Origin of the sequence: Streptomyces sp. NPDC056373 (assembly GCF_042262425.1) — a bacterium.
Taxonomy (GTDB): Bacteria; Actinomycetota; Actinomycetes; order Streptomycetales; family Streptomycetaceae; genus Streptomyces.
Map to the genome: position 1 here is coordinate 104533 of NZ_JBHJPX010000008.1, position 23836 is coordinate 128368.

Sequence of the window (23836 nt, forward strand, 5' to 3'; positions counted from 1 at the left end):
CGGCCGGGTCAGGAGGCCGGGGCCTGCTCCGTCGTGCCACCGCCGGTGTCGCTTCCGGTGTCGCCCCCCGTGTTGCTGTCGGGCGGCGGCTGGGTGTCGGACGTCGGCGGCTCTTCGGTCGTCGGCCCGGACGTGTCCGTGTTCGAGGTCGGCGGCTGGCTCGTGGGCGGCTTCGACGACGTCGAGCCGGTCGGTGCCGTCGGCGTGGTGACGCTCGCCGACGGAGACGGCTTGCCGGGCTTCTTCGTCTTGTGGTCCTTCTTGCCCGTGTCGCCCGCCTGGCGCTCGAACCACTCGCCGTCGGGTTCGCACATCACGAAGACGTCGACCGGCTCCGGCGCGGGTGTCACCGCGACGACGTTCGACGCCTTGTACCCCGGCCACGCGTCGCCTGCCGTCTTCGGCGCGCTCTGCTGCGCGACCGGTGGGGACAGCGGGTTGCCGCACGCGCAACGCACCCGGGGTACACCACGGTCGTCGACGAGGACGGCCGTGCCGGCCTGGAGGACGGCCTGATAGCTGGTGGGGGCGCCGTTCTTGTAGCCGTGGTTGGTGACGCGGGTGTCGATGCGAAGCTGCACGGGAGTGAGCGAACGCAGGTAGGAGGGGACGTCGGACGGCTGGATCCCGGCGACCGAGGCGAAGGCGCGCTGCTTGTCCGGGGCGTCGGCGAAGAACGTGATCTGCTTCTCCACGTCGCAGCTGGCGACGTTGCGCGTGCCGCCGTACAGACCGGGCGCGTCGCCCTCCACGCCGCGGACGGCGTTCTGCGGCGCCGACTCGGTGGCTCCCGAGGGCGTGACCGGCGAGGCGGAGCTCTTCTCCTCGGCCGTCGAGTCGGTGAACTCGTCCGGGCCCGTGTCGGCCGCGGGCTGGAGGAAGACCTCGCCGGCGGACGTGCTGGTGCCCCCGTCGGACGCACCGCTGCCGCCGTTGTCGGGCCGGGAGAGCACCACGGCCAGGACCACGGCGGCCACCACCGCAGTGGCGATGATCGCGACCCGGGGCACGGAGCCCCACCACGGGCGGCGGGGCCCCGGCTCCCTGCCGCCTCCGCTCGGCGGCTCCGCCGGCGGGCCGCCGCCACCCGAGGGTGGCTGGGAAGGACCCGACAGCGGGCCCGAAGGAGGTCCTGTGGGACGGCCGGACGACGGTGGATCGACGCTCACGAGCTCTTCTCCCGCGTGGGTTCTCTGCGAACTTCACACACTCAAGGCGATTTGCCCCGATGTATTCCGCTTTTTTCACTACGAGCTCATTGTGTGCCCCGGTCCAGTGCGCCCCGCAAGCCGACGCGGACGGACCTCTCCGGCGGGCGCCCCGTACGGGGGCTGCTTAGCGTGGCAGCGTGAGTTCGCGCACCTCCTCCGGCCAGACACGTACCTCCGGCGAGCGGGCCGTCGCCCGCCACGGCTGGGTGCATGCCCTCGTCACGGTGCTCGCCGGGCTGCTCGCCATGGCGGTGGTGGCTTCCCTGGGACTGTGGGCGGCCGGGGCCGGTGACCTCCCGGACGGGTCCTTCGGTCCCGTCGTCGCCGCCACCATGGTCACCGCGGTCGGCGGCACGGTGAAACTCACCGGAAGTGCGGGCGACCTCGCCTCGACGCAGGCGGGTCTGACGGTGATTCCGCTGTCCGTCACGCTCGCCGGGGCGCTGGTGCTCGCCTGGGGTTTCCTGCGGCCGCTGCGGCATCGCGCGGTCGCCGGTGCGGCGGAACTGGCCGGCTGGGCCGGCCGGGTGGCGGCCCTGTGGCTGATCGCGCTGATCGGCCTGACTCTCGCGGCCCGCCACACCTTCGACATCTCCCTCGGGGACGACACGCTCGGTGAACTCGGCGACCTGTTCGGCGCGTCACCGAAGGTCGGTTTCACCACCGACGTCCCGCTGTCCGTGTTCGTCGGCGTGGTGTGGCTGGCCGGCGTGCTGGTGCTGACGCTGCTGGTGTCCCGCGGGGCGCCGCTGCCCGCGGGACTGCTGCGCTTTCAGGCGTCGGTGCGGCCTGCCGCGTACGCGATGGTCGCGCTGCTGCTGGCCTGCGTCGCCATCGGTGTGGTCGTCGCCCTGGTCGTCGCGGCGGGCAAGGGGCACCCGCGGGAGACGTTCGCGGTGATCCTGCTGGGCATGCCCAACCTGATGTGGCTGGCGCTGACGATCGGGCTCGGCGCCACCTGGAACGGCAGGGTGGAGGGGCCGTTCGGGCTGCCCATGCCGCACGTGCTCGACGAGGTGCTGCGCACCCCGGACGTCTCCGAGCTGAACCTGCGGACCCTCGCCCAGCACGACGGCCGGGTGTGGTGGCTGCTGGTCGTCGACATCGTGCTGCTGCTGGCCGCCGGGTTCGTGATGGCGGCCCGCTCACCGGCCCGCGTGCGGGCCTGGCAGCACGCGGTGCACATGGCCCTCGCGCTCGGGCTCACGGTGTTCGCGATCTGCCTCGTGGGGCGGATCTCAGCGCACTTCGGCCTGTCCGTGCTGGGCATCGGTGACCTGGGGGGCGGTCTGGGGGGCGAGCTGTTCCTGAGGCCCAAACTGTGGGGTGCTGTGGGCCTGGCCGTCCCATGGGGGCTGGTCGCCGGGTTCGCCGGGGCGCTGCTGGCGCGTCGCGTACGGCGGCGGGGCGAGGTCCGCACCGGCGGCGGGAACTGACGCCGCGGACTACGTCCGCCGCACGAAGACCGGTTCGGCCCAGCGGGGCGGCTGCTTGGGCCGCTCCTCCCCCACGCCCGGCAGCTGCCGGTCCACCCGTGTGGGCGTCCTGGGGGCGTCGGTCTCGCCGCCGGTCGTCGCGGCGCGCAGAGCGGCCACGAACGCGAGGCAGGACGGGTACCGGTCGTCGGGGCTCTTGGCGAGGGCCTGGGCGAGGACGGGATCCACCCGCGGGTCGAGGTCGGGCCGGTCCTCGGTCAACGGCGGCGGTTCGTCGTACTGGTGGGCCCAGAGCAGGGCCATGTCGTCGTCGCGCAGGAAGGGCGGGTGGCCGGCCAGGGTCTCGAAGACGACGCAGGCGAACCCGTACACGTCGCATCGGGCGTCGACCGGCTTGCCGGAGATCTGCTCGGGGGCGACGTAGTCGAGCGTGCCGACGAACTGGCCGACCGTGGTGAAGCCGGTCAGCGACAGGGACTTCTTCGTGAGGCCGAAGTCGGTGAGGTAGACGTGCTCGGGGTGGTCGCTGTCGGTGCCGCGGGCCACCAGGATGTTGCCCGGTTTGACGTCCCGGTGGACCAGTCCGTGATCGTGGGCCGCGTCGAGTGCGGAGGCGACCTGGGCGGCGACGCGCAGGGCGGTGGCGGGCGGCATGGGGCCCTCGCGGTCGAGGACATGCCGGAGGTCGCTGCCGGGGACGTACCGCATCGCGATGTACAGCACGCCGTCCGTCTCGCCGGCCTCGAACACCGGCACGATGTGCGGGTGGTCGATCGCCGCGGCGGCCCGCGACTCGTGGGTGAAGCGGCGGCGGAAGGTGTCGTTGCGGGCGAGTTCGGGGGCGAGCAGCTTCAGGGCGACGGTGCGTTCCAGGCGCAGGTCGCGCGCCCGGTACACGACGGCCATGCCGCCGCGCCCGATCTCCTGCTCGATCCGGTACCCGGCGATCTGCTGCCCCACCAGCTCGGAGGGCCGCCCGGCGAACAGGCTCGTCTCGCGGGTCAACGCCCGTCACCCTCGGGCGAGACGACCCGGGTGGGCTCATGCCCCACGACCCGCGTGGGCGGCGCCCCCGGCCGATCGGCCTCCTCCTCGCCTTCACCCTCGCCCTTCCGCTCCTCGGGGGACACGAGGCGCGTCGACTCGGGAGTGTCCGGCGCCACCACCCGCGCGGTCTCCGGAGCGTCGGGGCCCACCACCCGGGTGGGTTCGGGAGCATCAGGGTCCACCACCCGCGTGGGCTCGGCAGCATCCGGCGCCACCACCCGCGTGGACTCCGGAGCATCGGGACCCACCACCCGGGTGGGTTCGGGAGCATCAGGGTCCACCACCCGCGTGGACTCCGGAGCGTCGGAGCGCACCACCCGGGTGGGTTCGGGTGCGTCGGGAGCCACGACCCGCGTGGGTTCGGGTGCATCGTCCGGGGCGACCACGCGTGTGGGCTCGGGAGCATCCGGGGCCACCACGCGCGTGGGCTCCGGAGCCTCGGGGGGCAGCACCGGTCCGGCCGTCGGTTCGGGGGCCTCGGGCGGGGGCGAGGGCGATTCGGGCCGGGCCGACCCTGACGGTGACGGCGACGGTGACGCGGGTGGGACCACGCGCGTGGGCCCGGCGGGTGCGCTCTGCGCCGGTGGGGGCGGGTCGGCCGGGCCTGCGGCCTTCCGTGCGCGGGACGGCTCGACGGGACTCTCGGGCGGAACCACTCGCGCCGGGGGCTGCACGGGCGCCGCGGCCGGGCGGGACGCCGGTCCCGCCTCGGGTGTCTCGTCCGTCGCGTACGTGGTCATCCGGGTGCCGTCGGCGTACACCCAGTGCCCGTGGGCGGAGTCGTAGAGCCACACGGACTCACCGTCGACGACGACGCCGATCCGCATGCCGTGCGTGCGGGTGCGGAACGACTCGCGGTCGAGGCCGGTCGCGAGGTCCTCCACCGCGGAGCGGTAGCGCGCCAGAGCCTCCTGCGCCCGGCCCAGCAGCGGCCGCGGATCGGCGGCGCGGGTGAGCGGTCCGTCCGCGGCGGGCGGATCCTGCGGTACGGCGACCAGACGGCGGCCGTCGACCCATGCCGACCAGCCGTTGAAGCACAGCACGTGCCCCCAGTCACCCTGGCGCTCCAGCAGCTGCACCGGCAGCAGGGGATCGAGGTCCACGGTGGGCCGGGCCGGGTCGGGGGCCTCCCAGGCGGGCATCCCGTGCTGCGGGACGACGTGCGTGGGCCGGAAGCCGGGGGTCGTCATCGGTGCTCCCTACTTCCGCATGACGGCCGGTTCGTGCCGGCGCAGCAGCCGGGCCACCAGGAACCCGAAGAGCACCGACAGCACGACCAGCATCCCGACATCCAGCAGCCACGTGCCCACCGAGTGCTCGAACAGCGGGTCCTTCGTCAGGTCGTCGGGGACGATCCGGGCCAGTCCGACCGTCCCGGCCATCGCGGCCAGCGCCCAGCGCGCCGGCACCAGCCAGCCCAGCTGCTCGAGCCCCGGGGTGTCGGCCAGCTTCAACAGGGCTCCGCAGAAGACGACCTGGACGATGGCGATGAGCACCAGCAGCGGCATCGTCACCTCTTCCTTGCGCACCAGGGCCGAGACGAGCAGGCCGAGCATCATCGCCGTGAACGCGAGCAGGGCGACGGCGACCGTGATCTCCACCAGGGGCGGCATCAGCACACCTTCGCCTCCGGGCGCGTTGAGGTCCACGCCCAGCAGGGCGACGAGGGTCAGCACCACCGCCTGGAGCACGGTGATGACGCCCAGGACGATGACCTTGGACATCAGGTACGCCGATCTGGACAGGCCCACCGCCCGTTCACGCTGGTAGATCACGCGTTCCTTGACGAGTTCGCGCACGGCGTTGGCGGCCCCGGTGAGCACCGCGCCGACACACAGGATGAGCAGCGCGTTCATCGCCGTGTCCTGCGTCAGCTTGCCGCCCGCCAGGGCGCGGGCCATCGCGCCCATCACGAACGGCAGGGCGATCATGATGATCAGGAAGGTGCGGTCGGCGCTGAGAGCGGCCGCGTACCGGCGTACCAGTGTGCCGAGTTGGGCACCGCGGCTGCGCGGCCGGGGCGGGGCGGTGATGACGACGGGCTCGGAGCGGGGCCGCTCGGGCTGGGCGGAGGCGTCGGCCACGTACCGTCCGTGGAAGGGCGAGGCGAGGTACTGCCCCGCCCAGTCCCGGTCGGTGTCCCGTTCGAAGGCCTCGAAGGCCTCCGGCCACTCCTCGAAGCCGAAGAAGGACAGGGCGTCCTCGGGCGGCCCGTAGTAGGCGATCTTCCCGCCGGGCGCGAGAACGAGCAGCCGGTCGCACACGTCCAGGCTGAGGACGCTGTGGGTGACGACGATGACGGTCCGGCCGTCGTCGGCCAGGCCGCGCAGCATGTGCATCACCGAGCGGTCCATGCCGGGGTCGAGGCCGGAGGTCGGTTCGTCGAGGAACAGCAGCGACGGCTTCGTCAGCAGTTCCAGGGCCACGCTGACGCGCTTGCGCTGGCCGCCGGACAGGCTGTGCACGGGCTGGTCGGCGCGCTGTTCCAGGCCCAGTTCACGGATGACCTCGTCGACCCGGGCGCGCCGCTCGGCCTTGGCGGTGTCCTGCGGGAAGCGCAGTTCGGCGGCGTAGGAGAGCGCTTTGCGGACGGTCAGCTGCGCGTGCAGGATGTCGTCCTGCGGCACCAGACCGATGCGCTGGCGCAGCTCGGCGTAGTCGCGGTAGAGGTCGCGGCCGTCGTACAGGACGGTGCCGTGGTCCGCGGGCCGCTGGCCGGTGAGGGCGTTGAGTAGTGTGGACTTGCCGGCGCCGCTCGGGCCGACGACGGCGAGCAGGCACTTCTCCCCCACCGGGAACGACACGTGGTCCAGCAGCGTCTTGCGACCGCGGTCGACGCTGACGGCTAGGTCCTGCACGTCGAGGGAGACCTCGCCGGTGTCGACGTACTCCTGGAGTTGGTCGCCGACGAGGCAGAAGGCCGAGTGGCCGATGCCGACGATGTCGCCGGGGCCGACCGGGGCCCTGGTGACGCGGCTGCCGTTGAGGTACGTGCCGTTGTGGCTGCCCAGGTCGGTGATCTCGTAGGTTCCGTCGGCCAGGGCGCGCAGTTCGGCGTGCCGGCGGGAGACCACGAGGTCGTCGATGACCAGGTCGTTGTCGGAGGCGCGGCCGATGCGGACGGTACGGGAGGGCAACGGCCGTACGGTCGTGGGCTGCCGGTAGGTGCCGGTGTGGGCCGGCATGGAGACGGCGGAGGGGCGTTCCGGCCTGGGGGCGGCGGGGGCGGCGGGGGCGGGGCGTCCCGTCAGGGTCATGCGGGGTCCGTCGGCCGGATTGCCGAAGCGGATGACGCTGCCGGGCCCGACGTCCCGTTCATGGATGCGGCGGCCGTCGGCGTAGGTGCCGTTGGTACTGTCCTCGTCCTCGATCGTCCAGTGACCGTCCTCGGGCTTCAGCACCGCGTGGTGCCAGGAGACGCGGTCGTCGTCGATGACGATGTCGCACAAGGGGTCGCGCCCTACGTGGTAGTCGTGGCCCGGGATCATCACGGTGGTGCCCGTCTCCGTCTCCAGGACGAGCTCTGGTGCTACCGAGGGTTGCGCCATGGTCAAGATTCTACCGATTTGGCCTGGTACGCGCCTGGGCGAAGGGGGGCGCGGTTCAGCCGACGGTGATGCCGACGAAGGGGGCGGTGCGTTGCATCCGCAGGGCGTCCACGGACTCGGCGAGCAGTTCGTACTCGGTGGTGTCGTCGCTGGTGGCGATGCGTACCAGCCGTCCGGCCGCCAACTCCTCGGCGACCCGCTCCTGCTGGGCGGGATCGGCGCACCAGGCGCGCAGCAGCATGGGCACGTCGGGCACGGTGGGGGCGACCGGCACGAGCGAGCCCGGCGGTAAGTGCTCGGCGTCCGGCATCGGGTCGAGGCGCTGGGCGATCCAGGAGGCGCGGTCGCGCAGCCACCACAGGGCCAGGGCGAGAGTGGGCGCGCGGTAGGTGCCGAGGGGGACTCCGATCCGGCGGCCGTCGCAGACTCCGTACGCCGTGACGTGGCACAGAAACTCGTCGTGCACGTGACCCTCCCCCGTAGCCCCGCCCGTCTGCCGGCCGGCCTCGCCCCTTCTGCGGTTCGGTGCTGTGCGTGAGGGCGCCGTCGCTCGATGTGAAAAGCGCTCTCGCAGGTCAGTATGTTCACTACTGAATCACTGTCACCACGACTTTCCGGCCACTCTCCTGGCATATTCACACCCCGAGTTGGCCGAAATCCGGCGAGCGGTGGCGACGGCTCATGACTCCGGAGGTAATCGACGCTCCCGGCGGGTGCGGGCAAGGTGGTCGTACCGGGTCGGCCGAGCACGGAACCCGGTCCCTGACCAGCAATGACGACCTTCCGGAGGATGATCGCCCATGTCCGCAACCGCCCACCGCCACGAGGACGCCGTCGCCCGCTACTTCGAGGCCTGGAACGCCGACGACGCGGCGGCACGCGCCACGGCGGTCGCCGCCGCCTGGACCGAGGACGGCAGGTACACCGACCCCCTGGCCGACGTCAGCGGCCACGACGGGATCGCCGCGGTGATCGCGGCGGCCCGGGAGCAGTTCGCGGGTTTCGAGTTCCGGCTCACCGGTGGCGTCGACGGGCACCACGACATCGCCCGCTTCTCGTGGGAGCTGGTGAGCGCGGCCGACGGCTCGGCGCCGGTCGCCGGGTCGGATGTGATCATCCTGGACGGGCAGGGCCGCATCAGGGCCGTGCTCGGCTTCCTGGACCGGGTGCCCGCCGGGGCGTGAGCCCGGCGCCCGCGATGCACATCGAGGAGCGGATCAGCTCGTGGACCGATCAGCTCGCGGGCCGATCAGCTCGAAGGCAGATCCGCTCGAAGGCAGATCAGCTCGTGGGCCGATCAGCTCGCAGGCAGATCAGCTCGTAGGCAGATCCGCTCGTGGCCCGGGTGCCCGGGGGTGGCCGCCCCCGGGCCGGCGGACCCGCTACTGCTTGACGATGGCGTCGATCCGGGCCAGCTCCTCCGCGTCGAAGTCCAGGTTGGCGATCGCGCCGACGCTGTCCTCGATCTGCCGCGCGCTGCTCGCGCCGACCAGCGCGGAGGTGACCCGGCCGCCGCGCAGGACCCAGGCCAGGGCCATCTGGGCCAGGGTCTGGCCGCGGGACTTCGCGATGTCGTTCAGGTCGCGCAGCCGGCCCACCAGGTCCTCGGTGAGGGCGTCGGAGTTCAGAAAGGGGCTGTCGCTCGCGGCCCGGGACCCCTCGGGGATGCCGTCGAGGTAGCGGGCGGAGAGCACGCCCTGCTCCAGCGGGGAGAAGACGATGGAGCCCACCTGGAGCTCGTCGAGGGCGTCGAGCAGGCCCTCGTCCTCGGGACGGCGGTCCAGCATCGAGTAGCGCGGCTGGTGGATGAGGAGCGGGGTGCCCAGCTCGCCCAGGATGCGGGCGGCCTCACGGGTCTGCTCCGCCGAGTAGTTCGAGACGCCGACGTACAGCGCCTTGCCCTGCTGCACCGCCGAGTGCAGGGCGCCCATCGTCTCCTCGAGCGGGGTGTCGGGGTCGGGGCGGTGCGAGTAGAAGATGTCGACGTGGTCCAGGCCCATCCGCTTCAGGCTCTGGTCCAGCGAGGACAGCACGTACTTGCGCGAGCCCCACTCGCCGTACGGGCCCGGCCACATCAGGTAGCCGGCCTTGGTGGAGATCACCAGCTCGTCGCGGTACGGCGCGAAGTCGGCCTTCAGGAACTCGCCCAGCGCGGACTCGGCGGCGCCGGGCGGCGGTCCGTAGTTGTTCGCGAGGTCGAAGTGGGTGACGCCGAGGTCGAAGGCGCGGCGCAGGATGGCGCGCTGCGTCTCGACGGACCGGTCCGGGCCGAAGTTGTGCCACAGGCCGAGCGACAGCGCGGGGAGCTTCAGACCGCTGCGTCCGGTGCGCCGGTAGGGCATGTCCGCGTAGCGGTCGGGGTGTGCGGTGTACAACGCGACTCCAGAGGGGTTGGCACGGTCGGGAGGGAACCGGTGTCCACTCTTGCGTGACCTGCGCCCATGCGTCCAACAGAAGAATCCGATGAAACTCAGCGGCTACGCTTCTCAGTCATGGAACTGCGTCACCTGCAGCACTTCGTCGCGGTCGCCGAGGACCAGCACTTCACCCGCGCGGCGGAACGCCTCCTGGTGTCCCAGTCCGGCCTGTCCGCGTCCATCCGGGCCCTGGAGCGGGAACTGCAGACGCCGCTGTTCGTCCGCACCACACGCCGGGTGACGCTCACCCCCGCCGGACGGGCGCTGCTCGGCGAGGCGGAGCGGATCCTCGCGCAGGTCCGCTCGGCGCACGAGGCGGTGGCCGCGGTTCAGGGTGTGCTGCGCGGGATGCTCGCGCTCGGCTCCGAGCAGTGCATCGCCGGGGTGCATGTGGCGGGGCTGCTGGCGGCCTTCCGAAGACGCCACCCGGACGTGGAGATCTGTCTGCGGCAGGCGGGCTCGGGGGCCCTCGCCGAGGAGGTCGCGGCCGGGCGCCTGGATCTCGCGTTCGCCGTGCGTACCGCCCAGGAGGACACCGAGCAGCTGCGGACCGTGCCGCTGACCTGCGAGCCGATGACCGTGCTGTGCCATCCGAGCCACCGGCTCGCGGCGGCCGGGGCCGCGGTGACGCCGGAGGATCTCGGCGGTGAGGTCTTCGTCGACTTCCATCCGGACTGGGGGCCGCGGCGCACCACCGACGCCGCGTTCGCCGCGGCGGGCGTCCGCCGGAGCGTGGCCCTGGAGGTCAACGACGTGCACAGCCTCCTCGACCTCGTCGACGAGAACCTCGGCATCGCCGTCGTGCCACGTCACTTCCGGCACAAGCGCGCCTCGCTGACCGCCCTGCCGGTCAAGGGCGCCGACGACGCCGTGTACGAGACGGTGGCCCTGCTCCCGCCCGAGCAGGCGACCAGTCCCGCGGCCCGGGCGCTGATGGGCCTGCTGGAAACAGGGGGTCTGGCACCACCCCAGGAGGGTGTCCACCCCTCCTGACCCGATCCGCCCCGGGCAGCAGACTCGTGACCGTTCCCGAAGGCGACGACGGTCAGGAGCAGGGCAGATGACGGATCCCACACGACGGAACGTGCTGCGCGGCGCGGCGGCGATCACGGCGGCCGGTACGCTCGCCGGCACCGGTGCCGGGGCCGCCCCGGCCATGGCGGCGCCCGCGGCGCCGCGCCGCTTCCCCTTCCTCGAGGGCGCGTTCGAGCCGGTCACCGAGGAGCTGACGGCCTTCGACCTGCCGGTCACCGGCCGCGTCCCGCGTGAGCTGAACGGCCGCTACCTGCGCAACGGCCCCAACGTCCTGGGCCTGGAGGACCCGCGCGCCCACCACTGGATGCTCGGCGACGGCATGGTGCACGGTGTGCGGCTGCGCGAGGGCCGGGCCGAGTGGTACCGCAACCGCTGGGTGCGCTCCTCGCAGGTGGCGAGGAAACTCGGCGAGCCCTACCCGGGTCCCGTGCCACCGGACGACTTCCCGTGCAACACCCATGTGATCCCCCACCGGGGGCGGATCCTCGCGCTCCAGGAGAGCGGCCCGCTGCCGTACGAACTCGACGACGAGCTGAACACCGTCGGCACGTACGACTTCCGGGGCACGCTCCAGGGCCCGCTCACCGCGCACACCAAGTTCGACGTCCATGCCGACGAGCTGCACGCGATCGCCTACTACCCGACCTGGGACCACGTCCGGCACCTGGTCGTCGGGCCGGCGGGCAAGGTGGTGCGGAGCACGAGGATCCCGGTGGCGGACGCGCCGATGATCCACGACTTCGCGCTCACCGAGCACCACGTGGTGATCCTCGACATGCCGGTCACCTTCGACCCGGCGGGCGCCGAGCGCGGCGACCTCGTGCCGTACGTCTGGAACGACCGGCATCCGGCGCGGGTCGGTGTGATGCCCCGTGCGGGCGGTCGGGTCCGCTGGTTCGAGGTCGACCCGGTCTACTACTCGCACACGCTCAACGCGTACGAGGAGGGGCCGCACATCGTCGTCGACATGACGAACTTCGACGCGCCGTTCCTCGTGGCCGGCAACGGCTCGGGCGGCCCCCACACGACGGGCACCCCCCGGCTCGACCGCTGGATGATCGACCTGCGGCACGGACGGGTGCGGACCATGACCCTCGACGACCGCCCCCAGGAGTTCCCGCGGGTCAACGAGGCGCTGGTGTCCCGCAGGCACCGGTACGGCTACTCGGCCGCGGCCGCGCAGATGTCGCTCGCCTACCAGGCCGTCGACGGCATCCCGCCCGACAGGGCGTTCACCAACGCCCTCCTCAAGCACGACCTGCTGCGCGGCACCTGCGAAGTGCACCGGCTGCCCGCGGACGCGGCGGCGAGTGAGGCCGTGTTCGTGCCGTCCGACCCGGGTGACGGGAGGGCGGCGGAGGACGACGGGTACGCGATCGCGTACGTGCACAACCCCGAGCGCGGGGCGTCGGACCTGGTGATCCTGGCGGCCCAGGACTTCACCGGGGAGCCGGTGGCCCGGATCCACCTCCCGGGCCGGGTGCCGCTGGGCCTCCACGGAAGCTGGATCCCCGACGCGTGATCGCCCTGCGCTTGATCAGCCCGCGGGTGATCGGGCTGCGCGTCATCGGCCTGCGCCTGATCGGCCCGCACATGGTCGGCGCACTGGCGCATGATCCCCGGCGATGCGCGATGGTGGAGCCATGCATGCGAAGGACATCCTCATCGACGGCTTCAGCCGCATCCGCGAAGAAGTCCGTGCCACCGTGGAGGGCCTCGGGCCGGACGAGCTGAGCGCCCGTCCCTCCCCCGACACCAACTCCATCGCCTGGCTGGTCTGGCACCTCACGCGCGTCCAGGACGACCACATGGCCGACGCCTTCGGCCTCGAACAGGTGTGGCTGTCCCAGGACTGGGAGAAGCGCTTCGGGCTGGACCTGCCCCGACGCGACACGGGCTACGGCCACAGCCCCGCCAAGGTCGCCCGGGTCCGGGTCGACTCGGGCGAGCTGCTGACCGGCTACTACGACGCGGTGCACGAGCAGAGCCTGGACGCCCTGCGGGGCCTGGCCGCCAAGGACCTGGAACGGGTCGTCGACGAGCGCTGGGACCCGCCGGTCACCCTGGGCGTCCGGCTGGTCAGCGTCCTGTCCGACGATCTCCAGCACATCGGACAGGCCGCCTACCTGCGGGGGCTGCTTCAGAGCGCGGCGTCGTAACCCGGCAGCACCACGTCACGGATGAGGGCGTTGCGCTCGTCGAACGGGATGAACGCACTCTTCAGGGCGTTGACGGTCACCGTGCGCAGATCCTCCACGGTCCAGCCCGCCTGCTCGGCCAGCAGGGACATCTCGCGGGTCATCGTGGTGCCCGAGACCAGCCGGTTGTCGGTGTTGAGGGTGACGCGGAAGCCGAGGTCCTTGAGCGCGGTGATCGGGTGCTCGGCGATGGAGGTGGCGGCGCCCGTCTGGAGGTTGGACGTCGGGCACATCTCCAGCGCGATGCGCCGGTCGCGCACCCAGCCCGCGAGCCGGCCGAGCTTGCCGCCCGCGAGGTCCGGGATGTCGTCGGTGATCCGCACGCCGTGCCCGATGCGCTGGGCGCCGCACACCTGCAGGGCCTGGTGGATGCTGGGCAGACCGTGCGCCTCACCGGCGTGGATGGTGAACGGCACGTTCTCGCGACGCAGGTGCTCGAAGGCCGCGAGGTGGTCGGCGGGCGGGAAGCCGTCCTCGGCGCCGGCGATGTCGAAGCCCACGACGCCGGCGTCGCGGAACGCCACGGCCAGGTCGGCCGCCTCGCGCACCCGGTCGAACATCCGCATCCCGCACAGCAGGGTGCCGACCCGCACGGGCGTGCCCGCGGCAGCGGCCTTCGCCATGCCCGCGGCGAGACCCTCCTGGACCGTCTCCACGACCTCGGCCATGGTCAGCTCGCCGTTGGTGTTCAGCTCGGGGGCGTAGCGCACCTCGCCGTACACGACACCGTCGGCGGCCAGGTCGAGCACGTACTCCTCGGCCGTGCGCAGCAGGCCCTCGCGGGTCTGCATCACGGCGAGGGTGTGCTCGAAGGTGGCTATGTAGCGCACCAGGTCGCCGGAGTTGGCGGCCTCGTAGTACCAGGCGGCGAGCTCGTCCGGGTCGGTGGTGGGCAGGGTGTGGCCGACCGTCTCCGCCAGTTCCACCACGGTGGCGGGGCGCAGGCCGCCGTCGAGGTGGTCGTGCAGCACGGCCTTGGGGAGGCGGCGGATCAGGTCGGCGTCTACACGCGTAGCAGTCATGGCGGGTCTTTCCTCGGGCGGGTCGTTCGAGCGGTGGGGAGGGTCAGCCGACGGGCTGGAGCAGGTCCCAGCGATTGCCGTACAGGTCCTGGAAGACGGCGACGGTGCCGTACGGCTCGTGCCGCGGGTCCTCCAGGAAGGTCACACCCGCGGCGGTCATGCGGGCGTGGTCGCGGGCGAAGTCGTCGGTGTACAGGAAGAAGCCGACCCGCCCGCCGGTCTGGTCGCCGACCCGGGCGGCCTGGGCCTCTCCCTCGGCACGGGCCAGCAGCAGACAGGTGCCGGCCCCCTGGGTGCCGGGTTCGACGACGACCCAGCGGGATCCGTCGGGCCGGGGCGCGTCCTCGGCGAGCCGGAAGCCGAGCGCGTCGGTGTAGAAGCGGATCGCCTCGTCGTAGTCGTCGACGACGAGGGTGACCAGGGCGATATGTCGCATCGGGGCCTCTCGGAGCGGGCGGTTGACCGGAGAGGTTATACGTAAAACTCCGCAGACGCCAACTATCGGCCGACTTCCTTCACCATCTCTGTAACTACTAGTATGTACAGCTCCTGATCAGCCCCCTTCGGAGGTCCCATGCCTTTCGTCCGTATCGACACGCTCCGCGCCGGGCCCGAGCGCCTGGCCGCTCTCGGCCGTGCCGTGCACGACGCCCTGGCCGAGACGATCGGCATCCCGCCCGACGACCGGTTCCAGGTCCTCGTGGACCACGACGGCACGAGCAGCACCCTGCGCTACGACGACTACCTGGGCGTACACCGCGACGAGGGCATCGTCTACGTCGCGATCACCCTGCGCTCCGGTCGTACGCCCGCGCAGAAGCAGGCGCTGTACCGCAGGACCGCAGAGCTCGCCCACGCGTATGCGGGCACCGAGCCGCGGAACGTGTTCGTCGTGCTGACCGAGAACGAGTCGGCCGACTGGTCGCTGGGCGAGGGCGTGGCGCAGTATCTGGACGGCTCCGCGTCCGCGACGCCCGGGTAGAACTGCGCGCCCGGCGCCTCGTCGGGGAACAGTGCGAAATCCTCGCAGTCGAAGGGCCACGAGGCCCGGGCCCAGGGAACGGAGTCCGGCCCGAGCGCCGCGCTCAGGCACTGGCCGGCCGCCGTGCTGAGCTCCGGCCAGTTCACCAGGGCGGGGAACGAATCGCCCGGGACGAGCGGGACTCCAGGGACGCGGTCCGGGGACCTCGCCGTGCCGGATGCGCCCCGGCCTGGAGGCGCACAGGATGGAAGCGAGGGGTGACTCGCCGCGCGGGGTGTGCTGAGAAGGGGATGGCGATCGTGGATCTCGTACTGCGCCCGGGCACTGCGGACGATGCGGCGGAGTGCGGAAGGATCTGCTACGAGGCCTTCGCCGGCGTCGCGAAGGAGCACGCGTTCCCACCCGACGTCCCCAGCCCCGAGGTGGGTGTCGCGCTGATCGAGGGAGCCCTGACCCACCCGGGTTTCTACAGTGTCGTCGCCGAGCTCGACGGGCGGATCGTGGGCAGCAACTTCCTCGACGAACGCTCCGTCATCGTCGGGGTGGGGCCCGTCACCGTCGACCCCACCGGGCAGAACGCGGGCGTGGGCCGCCGCCTCATGCTGGACGTGATGGAGCGGGCCGACGAGCGGAGTGCGCCGGGAATCCGGCTGTTGCAGAGCGGCTACCACAACAGGTCGTTCTCCCTGTACATGAGCCTCGGCTTCGTCCACCGGGCCACTGTGGCCTGCGTGCAGGGCCCGCCGGTCGGGCGTGCGCTGCCCGGGTACGAGGTGCGGGAGGCGACGGACGGGGACCTCGGCGCCTGCAACGACGTGTGCCGGCAGGTCCACGGTGTCGACCGTGGCGGCGAGGTCGCCGACGCGCTCAAACAGGGCACGGCCCGGGTCGTGGAGCGTGCCGGACGGGTCACGGGATACGCCACTGACCTGGCCTTCTTCGCGCACGCCGTGGGCGAGACCGCCCCGGACCTCCAGGCCCTGATCGCGTCGGCCCCGCACTTCGGCGGTCCCGGCATCCTCGTCCCGGCGGGCGACAGCGCACTCCTCAGGTGGTGCCTGTCCAACGACCTCAAGGTCGTGCAGCTGATGAGCCTGATGACCATCGGCCTGTACAACCGGCCCGACGGGGCGTACCTGCCGTCGATCCTCTACTGAGGGCTGTCTCGTAAGGGATGACGGAGACAGCACCCGATCCGAACTCGCCTACGCCCGGTCGCTGGGCAAGCCCACGCGGTTCACGCACCCCGAAGTCGCCCCTGACGCCTGACCGCCACTGCCACACCGCGCGGCGGCCACTCATGCGGGAGGGTGTCCGGGCCGTGCAGCCGCCCGTCAGCAGGCCTGGTGGTGCGCCCTGCCGAGCCGGTTCAGATCCTCGTCCGTGAGGCGGATCGCGCCCGCCGCCACGTTCTCCGTGAGGTGGTCGGGGTTGCCGGTGCCGGGTATGGCGAGGACGTGGGGTCCCTGGTGGAGGGTCCAGGCGATGCGGATCTGGGCGGGGGTCGCATCATGGGCCCGGGCCACGGCGCGGACCTCCTCGTCGTGGTCGGTGGTGGCGCCCTGCTCACCGGCCTCGCCCGCGACGGCGTAGAACGGCACGAAGGCGATGCCTTCCTCGGCGCAGACGCGGAGCAGTTCGTCGCTGTCGGGGTCGGGGCGGTCGAGGGCGTACCGGTTCTGGACGCAGACCACGGGCGCGATGGCCCGGGCCTCGGCGAGATGGCGGGACGTGACGTTGGAGATGCCGAGGTGGCGGATCAGGCCCGCCTCGCGCAGCTCCGCGAGGGCGCCGAAGTGTTCGGCGATGGAGTCGTACTTCGGCATCCGGCGCAGGTTGACCACGTCCAGGTGGTCGCGGCCGAGCTGGCGCAGGTTCTCCTCGACGTGGCCGCGCAGGTCCTCGGGGCGGGCCGAGGTGCCCCACTCCCCGTCGTAGGCGCGGTACGGGCCCACCTTGGTGACGATGACCAGGTCGTCGGGGTAGGGCGCGAGGGCGCTGTTGATGAGTTCGTTGGCGGATCGCAGCGACGAGAAGTAGAAGGCGGCCGTGTCGATGTGGTTCACGCCCAGCTCGATCGCCCTGCGCAGGACGGCGATCGAGCGGTCGCGGTCGCTCGGTGTGCCGTGGTGGAAGGCGGCGCTGCCCGTCAGCCTCATCGCGCCGAACCCGATGCGGTGGACGGGCAGGTCGCCGAGTTTCCAGGTGCCCGCGGTCTCCGCGGTGATCGTTTGTGAGCCCATCGGCGGAGTCTCACACACGGTATGCGGGCCGGCGAAGCCGGTTCACGGATATGTGTACGTGTTGAGGGTGGCGACGGCGGAGGCCGGGTTGCCGCGGTCGTAGTGGTCCACGGCGAGGAAGTTGGGCTTCTTGCGGGCGGCCGGCCGGCAGAAGCGCTGGGCGCGGTCGGCGAGTTTGGTGTTGTCCGTGCCGGCCGTGCCGGTGAGCGGGACGTCACGGAAGTGGTTCATGACGAACAGCGGGCGGAATCCCGGTTCGGTGCGGGTCAGCGGGATGTTGGTGTCGGCGCCGTACCAGCGGCTGTAGCAGGACCAGTCGGAGGTGCCGAGGCCGGAGCCCATCGACCAGTAGTTCTCGACGGTCCACTCGGACTGGTACATGACCCCGAAGCTGTCCCGGGTCAGGCCGGCGGCCTGGTCGGCGGAGCGGCTGTGATCGGTGAAGATCAGCAGCCGGTCGCCGGCGGCGGCCAGCTCCGTCATCGTCGGCCAGCCGTTCTGCCGGACGCCGGTGAGATCGGGCCGGTAGAGAACGTCCGACAGGCCGTTGACACGGGCGAGTTCGGCGCGCAGGACGGCCGGATCGACGTAGTCCTCCAGGAAGACGGTGACGAACTGGTCGGGGTGGGCTTTGAGGAAGTCGACCATGCGCTGGAGGTCGACCCACAGGGCGACGGGCCTGCTGACGAGGGTGCAGCTGTTGTGGCAGAGGATCGCACCGTCGGGGGTCTGGTGGACGTCCAGCATGAATCCGCGCACCCCGTCGACGAGTTGCTGCTGGACGCCGCGGGTCTGGTTGGGCACGAGGTTGACGAAGGGCGGGGCGAAGCCGCCGTCGACGCCGTTGGCGTAGGCGTTGTGTGTGGTGAGGAAGGTGACCTGGTCCAGGGTGCGCCGGTCCTGCGGCGGCATGGGCTGTGTGACGGGCGTGACCGGGGTGAGGTACCAGGCGGCGAGGTCGCCGGATCCGCCGAGGGCGAGCCGGGCGGGGTAGGTGGCGCCGGAGGGCTTGGGCGCGACCGTGAGGTGGCGGGTGGTTCCCGGAACCTTGAGCGTGTAGCGGTCGGCGCCGATCGGGTCGATCTCCCACCCGGCGTCGGCACTCGCGCAGGCGACGGTCGCGGCCTGGTCGCCGCTGCGGCCGAGGCAACTGCCGGGCGCGACGGTGTTCTCCAGGAGGTAGGAGGACCCGCTCGGCTTCAACTGCCACTGCTGGCGGTCCTCGTCGCCGCGGGGTCTGTGCTGCTCGACCGCGCCGCCGTTGTCGGCCGCGTTGAGCCCGGTCGTGACGCTCTGCACGTAGTACGGGCCCGGAGCCGGAACTGCGGCGGCAGCGGGCTGGGGGGCCACGACCGCGGCGGCCAGTGCCGCGGCCGTGGCGAGCAGGGCGTGGGGAGTGCGTAGGCGCATGGGGGATGCCCTTCGATCAACCGGTCAGGTTCATGACATCCCGCATGACACCACGCCGGCCGGTCCGGCGTCAGCAGTACAGGTTGCCTCCGGGCGACGTCCCGAGGATCTGTGTGAACCGCTGGTAGTTGTTCACACGGCTCTGTACCTGCGCCGGGTTCTTGCCGTCGCACTCCAGGGAGCCGTTGATGCTGCGGATCGTCTGGCCGAACCCGGCGCCGTTCACCATGGCATTGTGCGGGGTCATGCTGCCGGGGCCGGTCTGGGTGTTCCAGTACCACAGGGCCGTCTTCCAGGCGACGGCCGAGTCGTTCTGCACCAGCCAGGGGTTGTTCAGCAGGTCGATGCCGAGCGCGTCGCCCGCGGCCTTGTAGTTGAAGTTCCAGCTCAGCTGGATCGGGCCGCGCCCGTAATAGGCGGCCTGTCCGGCCGGACAGCCGTAGGGCCGGCCCCAGTCGCAGTAGTGCGGGTAGTTGGCGGTGTTCTGCTCCACCACGTGCACCAGACCGCCGGTCTCGTGGCTGACGTTGGCGAGGAAGGCGGCGGCCTCCTGCTTCTTCACCGTGTCGCTGCCGGTGTTGGCGAAGCCGGGGTAGGCGCTCAGGGCCGCGGTGAGACCGCTGTGGCTGTAGAACGAATTCCGGTTCGGGAACATCTGGTTGAACTGCGCCTCGCTCACGACGAAGCGCGCGTCGGGCGTGCCCGGCCCGTTGTCGCAGGCGTACGGCTCCCAGTACCAGGTGCTGATGACCGGGTCGTAGCCCGGGTTGGCGTGCTCGGCGATGTACGCCTTGCCGTCGGTGTAGCGGACGATGTCGCCCGCGTTGTACGACTTCCCGGCCGTCCAGTTCGGGTAGCTGGAGCAGGCGGCGGCCGAGGCGGTCGTGGCGGGCAGGAGCACCGGTGCGGTGCCGGCGAGGGCGAGGGTGGCCAGGACTGCGGAGATACGGCGTCTCGACACGGGTTCGACTCCTTCGCGGAGCACGGCCGCACCCTGACGAGGGCAGGGTGAAGCAGACCCTTGACCGCACGCGCCGGTGGTCCGGTCACGGCGTGGGGGCGGCCGTGGTGGGGGGCTGGGACGCACACTCAACCGCTTTGGTCTGTACCAGTCAAGGGTGTAGACCAGTCAGGTATGGACCTGATGGCGTTCGGGCTGGTTGACGGCCCGTCATTCCCGGATCGGACCGGCATGATCAGTGACCCGTCCGTGCCCTCCGGCGTCCTGGAGCACTCACACGTGCGCCGGGTTCTCCAGCGTCGCCGCCAGACGGCCCAGCAGGGACCGCAGCAGGTCGTCGTCGCCTTCGCCGAGCGAGGGCCGGGCGGCGCGGACCGCCCGGTCGACGCGCTGCCAGTACTCCTGGCCGCGGGGGGTGAGATGGGCGAGGACGCGACGCCGGTCGAACGGATCGACCCTGCGGTGCACCAGGTTCTGGTCGACGAGCTGGTCGACCAGCTTGGTCAGCGTCGGAGGCGGCAGGAAAGCGGCCTCGGCGAGCCCCGTCATGTGGTGCCCCTCACCGTCGGACAGCGTGGCCAGCACCCGCCACGCGTCGAGCGAGCAGCCCTCCGCCTCCAGCACGGCCTGCAATCGCCGCGCCGCCAGCCGTTCGGCCCGCGTCAGCAACTGCACGAGGTCGTCGGGGCGACGCGGGGTCGGGCTGTGCATCCCTGCTCCTAGGTCACGAGGGGTGTCCATCGTAGGAGACGGACTGGAGTTCGTCCGGCGGAGCCGGAATCATGACGCCATGTTCCGGCACGACCTCCCAGGGCCCGAGTGGTTCACGGCCGACGACTCCGTGCTCGGTGTGGCCCTCGTCTTCCCCCTGCGGGGCCCGGCCGGGATCTTCGGACCCACCTGCGAGCTGTGCGCGCGACTGGCCGCCGAGGAGATCAACCGGGACGGCGGCGTGCTCGGCAGGGAGCTGCGGCTGGTGCCGGTCGACGGCTCGGGCCCGCCCGACCGGATCGCGGACGAGGTCGAGGCGCTGGTGGACCTGGGTGCCGTGCAGGGCGTCACCGGCTGGCACATCTCCTCCGTCCGGCAGGCGCTGGCGCCGAGGATCGCGCACCGCGTCCCGTACGTCTACACCGCGCTGTACGAGGGCGGGGAGGGCACGGCAGGGGTCTTCCTGACCAGCGAGACTCCGGGCGACCAGCTCCGGCCCGCGATGGATCTGCTGGCGCGCGAGCGCCGGGTCCGGCGTTGGTTCGTGGTGGGCAACGACTACGTGTGGCCGCGGCACACGGCCCGCTCGGCCCGCCGGTACGCCCGGGACGGCGGCGGGCGCGTCACCGGTGAGGCCTATCTCCCGCTCGGCACCCACGACTTCGAGCCGGTGCTGCGCCGCGTGGAGCACTCCGACGCGGACGCGGTGCTGATGCTGCTCGTCGGCAGTGACGCGGTGCGCTTCAACCGGGCGTTCGCGGCATACGGCCTGCCCTCGCGCTGTCTGCGGCTGAGCACTCTGATGGACGAGAACATGCTGGTGGCGAGCGGCCCTGAGGCCACCGAGGACCTCTACAGCACGGCCGGGTTCTTCGCCTCGCTGGCCAATCGCGACACCCTCGACTTCCACGGGCAGTACGCCGCCCGCTACGGCGTCCAGGCGCCCGCCCTCGGCAGCCTCGGCGAGTCCTGCTACGAGGGTGTGCTGCTGCTGGCCGCGCTGCTGAAGAGGGCCGGCACGCTGGACGTCTCGGCGATCGGCGCCACCGCGGGGGCCGGGGCGGTGTCGTACGAGGGCCCGCGCGGGCTGATGCACCTGCGGGACGCCCATGTGCGCCAGCGGATCTACCTGGCGCGGGCCGACGGGCTGGACTTCGACGTGCTCACGGAGCTGGACACACGTCCGTGAGACGGCCGGAGGCCGACACGCCCCGGGATCGACGCCCCACTCCCCCGGCCCGTGCCGTCGACCGCGAGAATCCCCTCATGACCACCACACCCCATCCGCTCGTCACCCGCGCCCTGCGACTGGCGCGTGATCTCCTCGCCCCGCAGGCCGAACGCGTCGACCAGGAGGGGGTGCCCGCGAGTCATGTCGAGGAGGTGAAACGGGCCGGGCTGCTCGGGGTGGTCGCGCCGCGGGAGTACGGCGGCGCGGACGCGCCCGTGGCCGTGGCGCGGGAGACCGCGGAGATCCTGGCCGGAGCGTGCTGCTCCACCTGGTTCGTGCAGACACAGCACCACACACCGGTGAAGATGCTCGCCACCCACGACTCGCCCGTCCGGGAGAAGCTGCTGCGTCCGCTGGCGACGGGCGAACTGATGGCCGGCATCGCCTTCGCCCATGTCCGCGCCTTCCCCCGGGTGCCGGTGCGGGCCGTTCGCCAGGAGGGCGGCTGGCGGTTCGAGGGGACGGTGCCCTGGTTCACGGGGTGGGGTCTGAACGACGTGATGCTGCTGGCCGGGGTGACGGACACGGCCGAGGTGGTGTTCGGATTCGCCGAGGCCCGCGAGCAGCCCGGGCTGACGCCGTCGGCGCCCATGCGGCTCGCGGCCCTGACCGCCGCCCGTACGGTGTCCCTGGAGCTGGACGGCCTGTGGCTGCCGGAGGAGTCCGTCGTGCTGCGCACCTCGCGGGAGGAGTTCGCCCGGGTCGACCTGCCCCGGGCCGCCAACACCAGTCCGGCCGTGTTCGGGGTGGCGTACGCGGCGCTGGACCTCGTGGAGCACACCCCGGACGGCCGGGACACGGCCCGGTCGCTGCGCGCCCGGCTCGACGAGGTCCGCACGGAGGCCTACGCACTGGCCGACCGCCCCGCCCCGCACGACCACGTTCCGGAACGCCTGGCCGTCAAGACCCGCGCGTTCGACCTCCTGCGCGCGGCCACGACCGCGGCGGTCGTGGCCGGGGGCGGCCGGTCCATGGACCTGGGCAGCCGGGCGCAACGGCTGGCGCGCGAGGGGATGTTCCTGCTGGTGCAGGGCCAGACGGCCGAGGCACGCAGGACGCACCTCGGCTCGCTGGCGTCCGGCTAGCCGAGGCGGCCGAGGCATCTCGGTTCCCTGGCGTCCCGCTAGCCGAGGCGGGGCGCGGCCGGTGCCCGGTTCGTCCGGGACGGTATCTTCCCGCAGAACTCCGCTTCGATGACGTCCGTGTAGAGGGAGGAGTTCGGGAGCCAGTCGCCGTTGATGTTGAAGGTGAGCTGGTGCTCGCCGTCCAGGGTGCCGGCCGTCGCGGACAGGGAGCCGTTCGTACGGCCGCTCTTGCCCACCACCTTCACCCCGCAGGACAACTGAGCGAACTCGACCCCGAGTCCGTACCCGGTACCATGCCCGGCCGGAACCTCTTCGAACATCTCCTTCATCTGCCGCTGCGGCAGCAAGTGGCCTTTCACCAGGGCCCGTTGGAACCGGTTGAGGTCGCCGCTGGTGGAGATGACGTCGCCCGCCGCGCCCAGCCAGGTCATGTTCTGTTCGGTGGCGTCGTGGATCTCGGCGTCGGGGGCGTCCTGGTGGAGGCGGGAGTAACCGACGGGGTGGGGCTTCGGCATATGGGGAGAAGTGCCGGGGAAGGACGTCCCGCGCAGTTTCAGCGGCCGCAGGATGCGGCGGGTGATCTCCTGGGCGTAACCGTGGCCCGTGGCCTTCTCGATGACCATGCCCGCGACGACGAAGTTGGTGTTCGAGTACGACGGCTCGCTCTCCGGGCCCGACCGCGGTGGGCGCCGCAGCGCGAGCGCCACGAGCTCCTCGGGCGTGTGGGTGTCGTACCGGTGCTCCGGGAAGCCGGGTCCTGCGCTGTCGTGGAGGAAGGCGGGGTCGTCGGTGTAGTTGGCTATTCCGCTGGTGTGGTTGAGGAGCCGGCGCAGGGTGACCTTGCTGCCGTCGTAGCCGTTGCCGCGCAGCAGTCCGGGCAGCCATCGCTCGACCGTGTCGTCCAGGTCCAGTCGGCCTTCGGCCTCCAGCTGGAGCAGGACCGTCGCGACGAACGTCTTGGTGATGCTGGCTCCGCGGAAGTGCTCGCCGGCCGAACGCGTGCGGCCGGTGCCGGTGTCCGCGTAGCCCGACTCGCCGGACCAAGTCCCTTTGCCGTCACGGACCTCGGCCGCCACTCCGGGGAGTCCGCCCTTCTCGACCAGCGCGCGTAACGCGGTCCGGGTGGCCTCGTGGCCGTGCTGCCGATCCGCCGCGTGAGCGGCCGGGGCCAGTGCCGCCGTTGCGGCGGACAGCGCCACGGCCAGGGCGATCGAGACGGTGCGTGCGGCGCGCTGCTTCATGCGGATGTGCCTCCTGGTCACCGAGGGGCGGTCATGCCCACTCGGTGACCAGGACGCC

Annotated in this window: 22 protein-coding genes; 9 read left to right on the top strand and 13 right to left on the bottom strand. The window is 71.9% G+C overall.

Annotated features, from left to right (window positions below; genetic code table 11):
• Nucleotides 1-8: 8 nt before the first annotated feature.
• Nucleotides 9-1169 carry a DUF6777 domain-containing protein gene (locus ACFCXS_RS18250; protein WP_376644351.1) on the bottom strand — a complete coding sequence of 387 codons (1161 nt, stop codon included), beginning with the start codon at nt 1167-1169 and terminating at the stop codon, nt 9-11.
• Between the two features lie 179 nt (nt 1170-1348).
• On the opposite strand from ACFCXS_RS18250, the gene ACFCXS_RS18255 reads away from it, so the two are divergent.
• Nucleotides 1349-2647 carry a streptophobe family protein gene (locus ACFCXS_RS18255; protein WP_376644352.1) on the top strand — a complete coding sequence of 433 codons (1299 nt, stop codon included), beginning with the start codon at nt 1349-1351 and terminating at the stop codon, nt 2645-2647.
• Between the two features lie 9 nt (nt 2648-2656).
• Here ACFCXS_RS18255 and ACFCXS_RS18260 read toward each other — a convergent pair whose 3' ends face one another.
• Genes ACFCXS_RS18260 through ACFCXS_RS18275 form a run of 4 tightly spaced genes read right to left on the bottom strand, consistent with a single transcriptional unit; the run spans nt 2657 to nt 7708 of the window.
• Nucleotides 2657-3652 carry a serine/threonine-protein kinase gene (locus tag ACFCXS_RS18260; RefSeq protein ID WP_376644353.1) on the bottom strand — a complete coding sequence of 332 codons (996 nt, stop codon included), beginning with the start codon at nt 3650-3652 and terminating at the stop codon, nt 2657-2659.
• Nucleotides 3649-4884, bottom strand: coding sequence for a hypothetical protein (locus ACFCXS_RS18265; RefSeq protein ID WP_376644354.1), 1236 nt, complete (start codon nt 4882-4884; stop codon nt 3649-3651). The genes ACFCXS_RS18260 and ACFCXS_RS18265 overlap by 4 nt, the downstream gene beginning before the upstream one ends.
• Before the next feature lie 9 nt (nt 4885-4893).
• Nucleotides 4894-7242: an FHA domain-containing protein gene (locus tag ACFCXS_RS18270; RefSeq protein ID WP_376644355.1), complete on the bottom strand. Its 2349-nt coding sequence runs from the start codon at nt 7240-7242 to the stop codon at nt 4894-4896.
• A 55-nt stretch (nt 7243-7297) separates the two neighbouring features.
• Nucleotides 7298-7708, bottom strand: coding sequence for a hypothetical protein (locus ACFCXS_RS18275; protein WP_376644356.1), 411 nt, complete (start codon nt 7706-7708; stop codon nt 7298-7300).
• A 334-nt stretch (nt 7709-8042) separates the two neighbouring features.
• On the opposite strand from ACFCXS_RS18275, the gene ACFCXS_RS18280 reads away from it, so the two are divergent.
• Nucleotides 8043-8426 carry a nuclear transport factor 2 family protein gene (locus ACFCXS_RS18280; protein ID WP_376644357.1) on the top strand — a complete coding sequence of 128 codons (384 nt, stop codon included), beginning with the start codon at nt 8043-8045 and terminating at the stop codon, nt 8424-8426.
• Nucleotides 8427-8624: 198 nt separating this feature from the next.
• On the opposite strand, the gene mgrA is transcribed toward ACFCXS_RS18280, so the two are convergent.
• Complete coding sequence (gene mgrA / locus ACFCXS_RS18285) at nt 8625-9617, bottom strand: L-glyceraldehyde 3-phosphate reductase (RefSeq protein ID WP_376644358.1); 993 nt, start codon at nt 9615-9617, stop codon at nt 8625-8627.
• A 117-nt stretch (nt 9618-9734) separates the two neighbouring features.
• On the opposite strand from mgrA, the gene ACFCXS_RS18290 reads away from it, so the two are divergent.
• The 3 genes from ACFCXS_RS18290 (at nt 9735) to ACFCXS_RS18300 (ending at nt 12853) form a co-directional block, all read left to right on the top strand.
• Nucleotides 9735-10652: a LysR substrate-binding domain-containing protein gene (locus tag ACFCXS_RS18290; protein WP_376644359.1), complete on the top strand. Its 918-nt coding sequence runs from the start codon at nt 9735-9737 to the stop codon at nt 10650-10652.
• Between the two features lie 67 nt (nt 10653-10719).
• Entirely contained in the window at nt 10720-12216 is a 1497-nt protein-coding gene (locus ACFCXS_RS18295; protein WP_376644360.1) for a carotenoid oxygenase family protein, read from the top strand.
• A gap of 121 nt (nt 12217-12337) precedes the next feature.
• Nucleotides 12338-12853 (top strand): DUF664 domain-containing protein, encoded by a 516-nt coding sequence (locus ACFCXS_RS18300; RefSeq protein ID WP_376644361.1) that lies wholly within the window; start codon nt 12338-12340, stop codon nt 12851-12853.
• Here ACFCXS_RS18300 and ACFCXS_RS18305 read toward each other — a convergent pair.
• Both ACFCXS_RS18305 and ACFCXS_RS18310 read right to left on the bottom strand, forming a co-directional pair.
• Nucleotides 12835-13914 (bottom strand): adenosine deaminase, encoded by a 1080-nt coding sequence (locus ACFCXS_RS18305; protein ID WP_376644362.1) that lies wholly within the window; start codon nt 13912-13914, stop codon nt 12835-12837. The two genes, ACFCXS_RS18300 and ACFCXS_RS18305, sit on opposite strands and share 19 nt — an antisense overlap.
• A gap of 43 nt (nt 13915-13957) precedes the next feature.
• Complete coding sequence (locus ACFCXS_RS18310; protein WP_376644363.1) at nt 13958-14350, bottom strand: VOC family protein; 393 nt, start codon at nt 14348-14350, stop codon at nt 13958-13960.
• A 138-nt stretch (nt 14351-14488) separates the two neighbouring features.
• Between ACFCXS_RS18310 and ACFCXS_RS18315 the strand changes: the two genes are divergently transcribed.
• On the top strand, nt 14489-14896 hold the full coding sequence (locus ACFCXS_RS18315; RefSeq protein WP_376644364.1) for a tautomerase family protein: 408 nt from the start codon (nt 14489-14491) through the stop codon (nt 14894-14896).
• A gap of 290 nt (nt 14897-15186) precedes the next feature.
• Nucleotides 15187-16053: a GNAT family N-acetyltransferase gene (locus ACFCXS_RS18320; protein WP_376644365.1), complete on the top strand. Its 867-nt coding sequence runs from the start codon at nt 15187-15189 to the stop codon at nt 16051-16053.
• 177 nt (nt 16054-16230) lie between these two features.
• Here ACFCXS_RS18320 and ACFCXS_RS18325 read toward each other — a convergent pair whose 3' ends face one another.
• The 4 genes from ACFCXS_RS18325 to ACFCXS_RS18340 form a co-directional block, all read right to left on the bottom strand.
• Nucleotides 16231-17139 (bottom strand): oxidoreductase, encoded by a 909-nt coding sequence (locus ACFCXS_RS18325; RefSeq protein WP_376644366.1) that lies wholly within the window; start codon nt 17137-17139, stop codon nt 16231-16233.
• 42 nt (nt 17140-17181) lie between these two features.
• On the bottom strand, nt 17182-18549 hold the full coding sequence (locus ACFCXS_RS18330; RefSeq protein WP_376644367.1) for a phospholipase: 1368 nt from the start codon (nt 18547-18549) through the stop codon (nt 17182-17184).
• A gap of 70 nt (nt 18550-18619) precedes the next feature.
• Nucleotides 18620-19510: a glycoside hydrolase family 19 protein gene (locus ACFCXS_RS18335; RefSeq protein ID WP_376644368.1), complete on the bottom strand. Its 891-nt coding sequence runs from the start codon at nt 19508-19510 to the stop codon at nt 18620-18622.
• Nucleotides 19511-19783: 273 nt separating this feature from the next.
• The gene (locus ACFCXS_RS18340; protein ID WP_376644369.1) at nt 19784-20221 is read right to left on the bottom strand and encodes a MarR family winged helix-turn-helix transcriptional regulator; all 438 of its coding nucleotides are present in this window, start codon (nt 20219-20221) and stop codon (nt 19784-19786) included.
• Between the two features lie 79 nt (nt 20222-20300).
• Here ACFCXS_RS18340 and ACFCXS_RS18345 point away from each other — a divergent pair, with 79 nt between their 5' ends.
• Both ACFCXS_RS18345 and ACFCXS_RS18350 read left to right on the top strand, forming a co-directional pair.
• Nucleotides 20301-21410 carry a substrate-binding domain-containing protein gene (locus tag ACFCXS_RS18345; RefSeq protein WP_376644370.1) on the top strand — a complete coding sequence of 370 codons (1110 nt, stop codon included), beginning with the start codon at nt 20301-20303 and terminating at the stop codon, nt 21408-21410.
• Nucleotides 21411-21487: 77 nt separating this feature from the next.
• On the top strand, nt 21488-22537 hold the full coding sequence (locus ACFCXS_RS18350) for an acyl-CoA dehydrogenase family protein (RefSeq protein ID WP_376644371.1): 1050 nt from the start codon (nt 21488-21490) through the stop codon (nt 22535-22537).
• Nucleotides 22538-22575: 38 nt separating this feature from the next.
• Here the strand turns inward: ACFCXS_RS18350 and ACFCXS_RS18355 are convergent, their stop codons facing one another.
• Nucleotides 22576-23778 (bottom strand): serine hydrolase domain-containing protein, encoded by a 1203-nt coding sequence (locus tag ACFCXS_RS18355; protein WP_376644372.1) that lies wholly within the window; start codon nt 23776-23778, stop codon nt 22576-22578.
• Between the last annotated feature and the right edge of the window lie 58 nt (nt 23779-23836).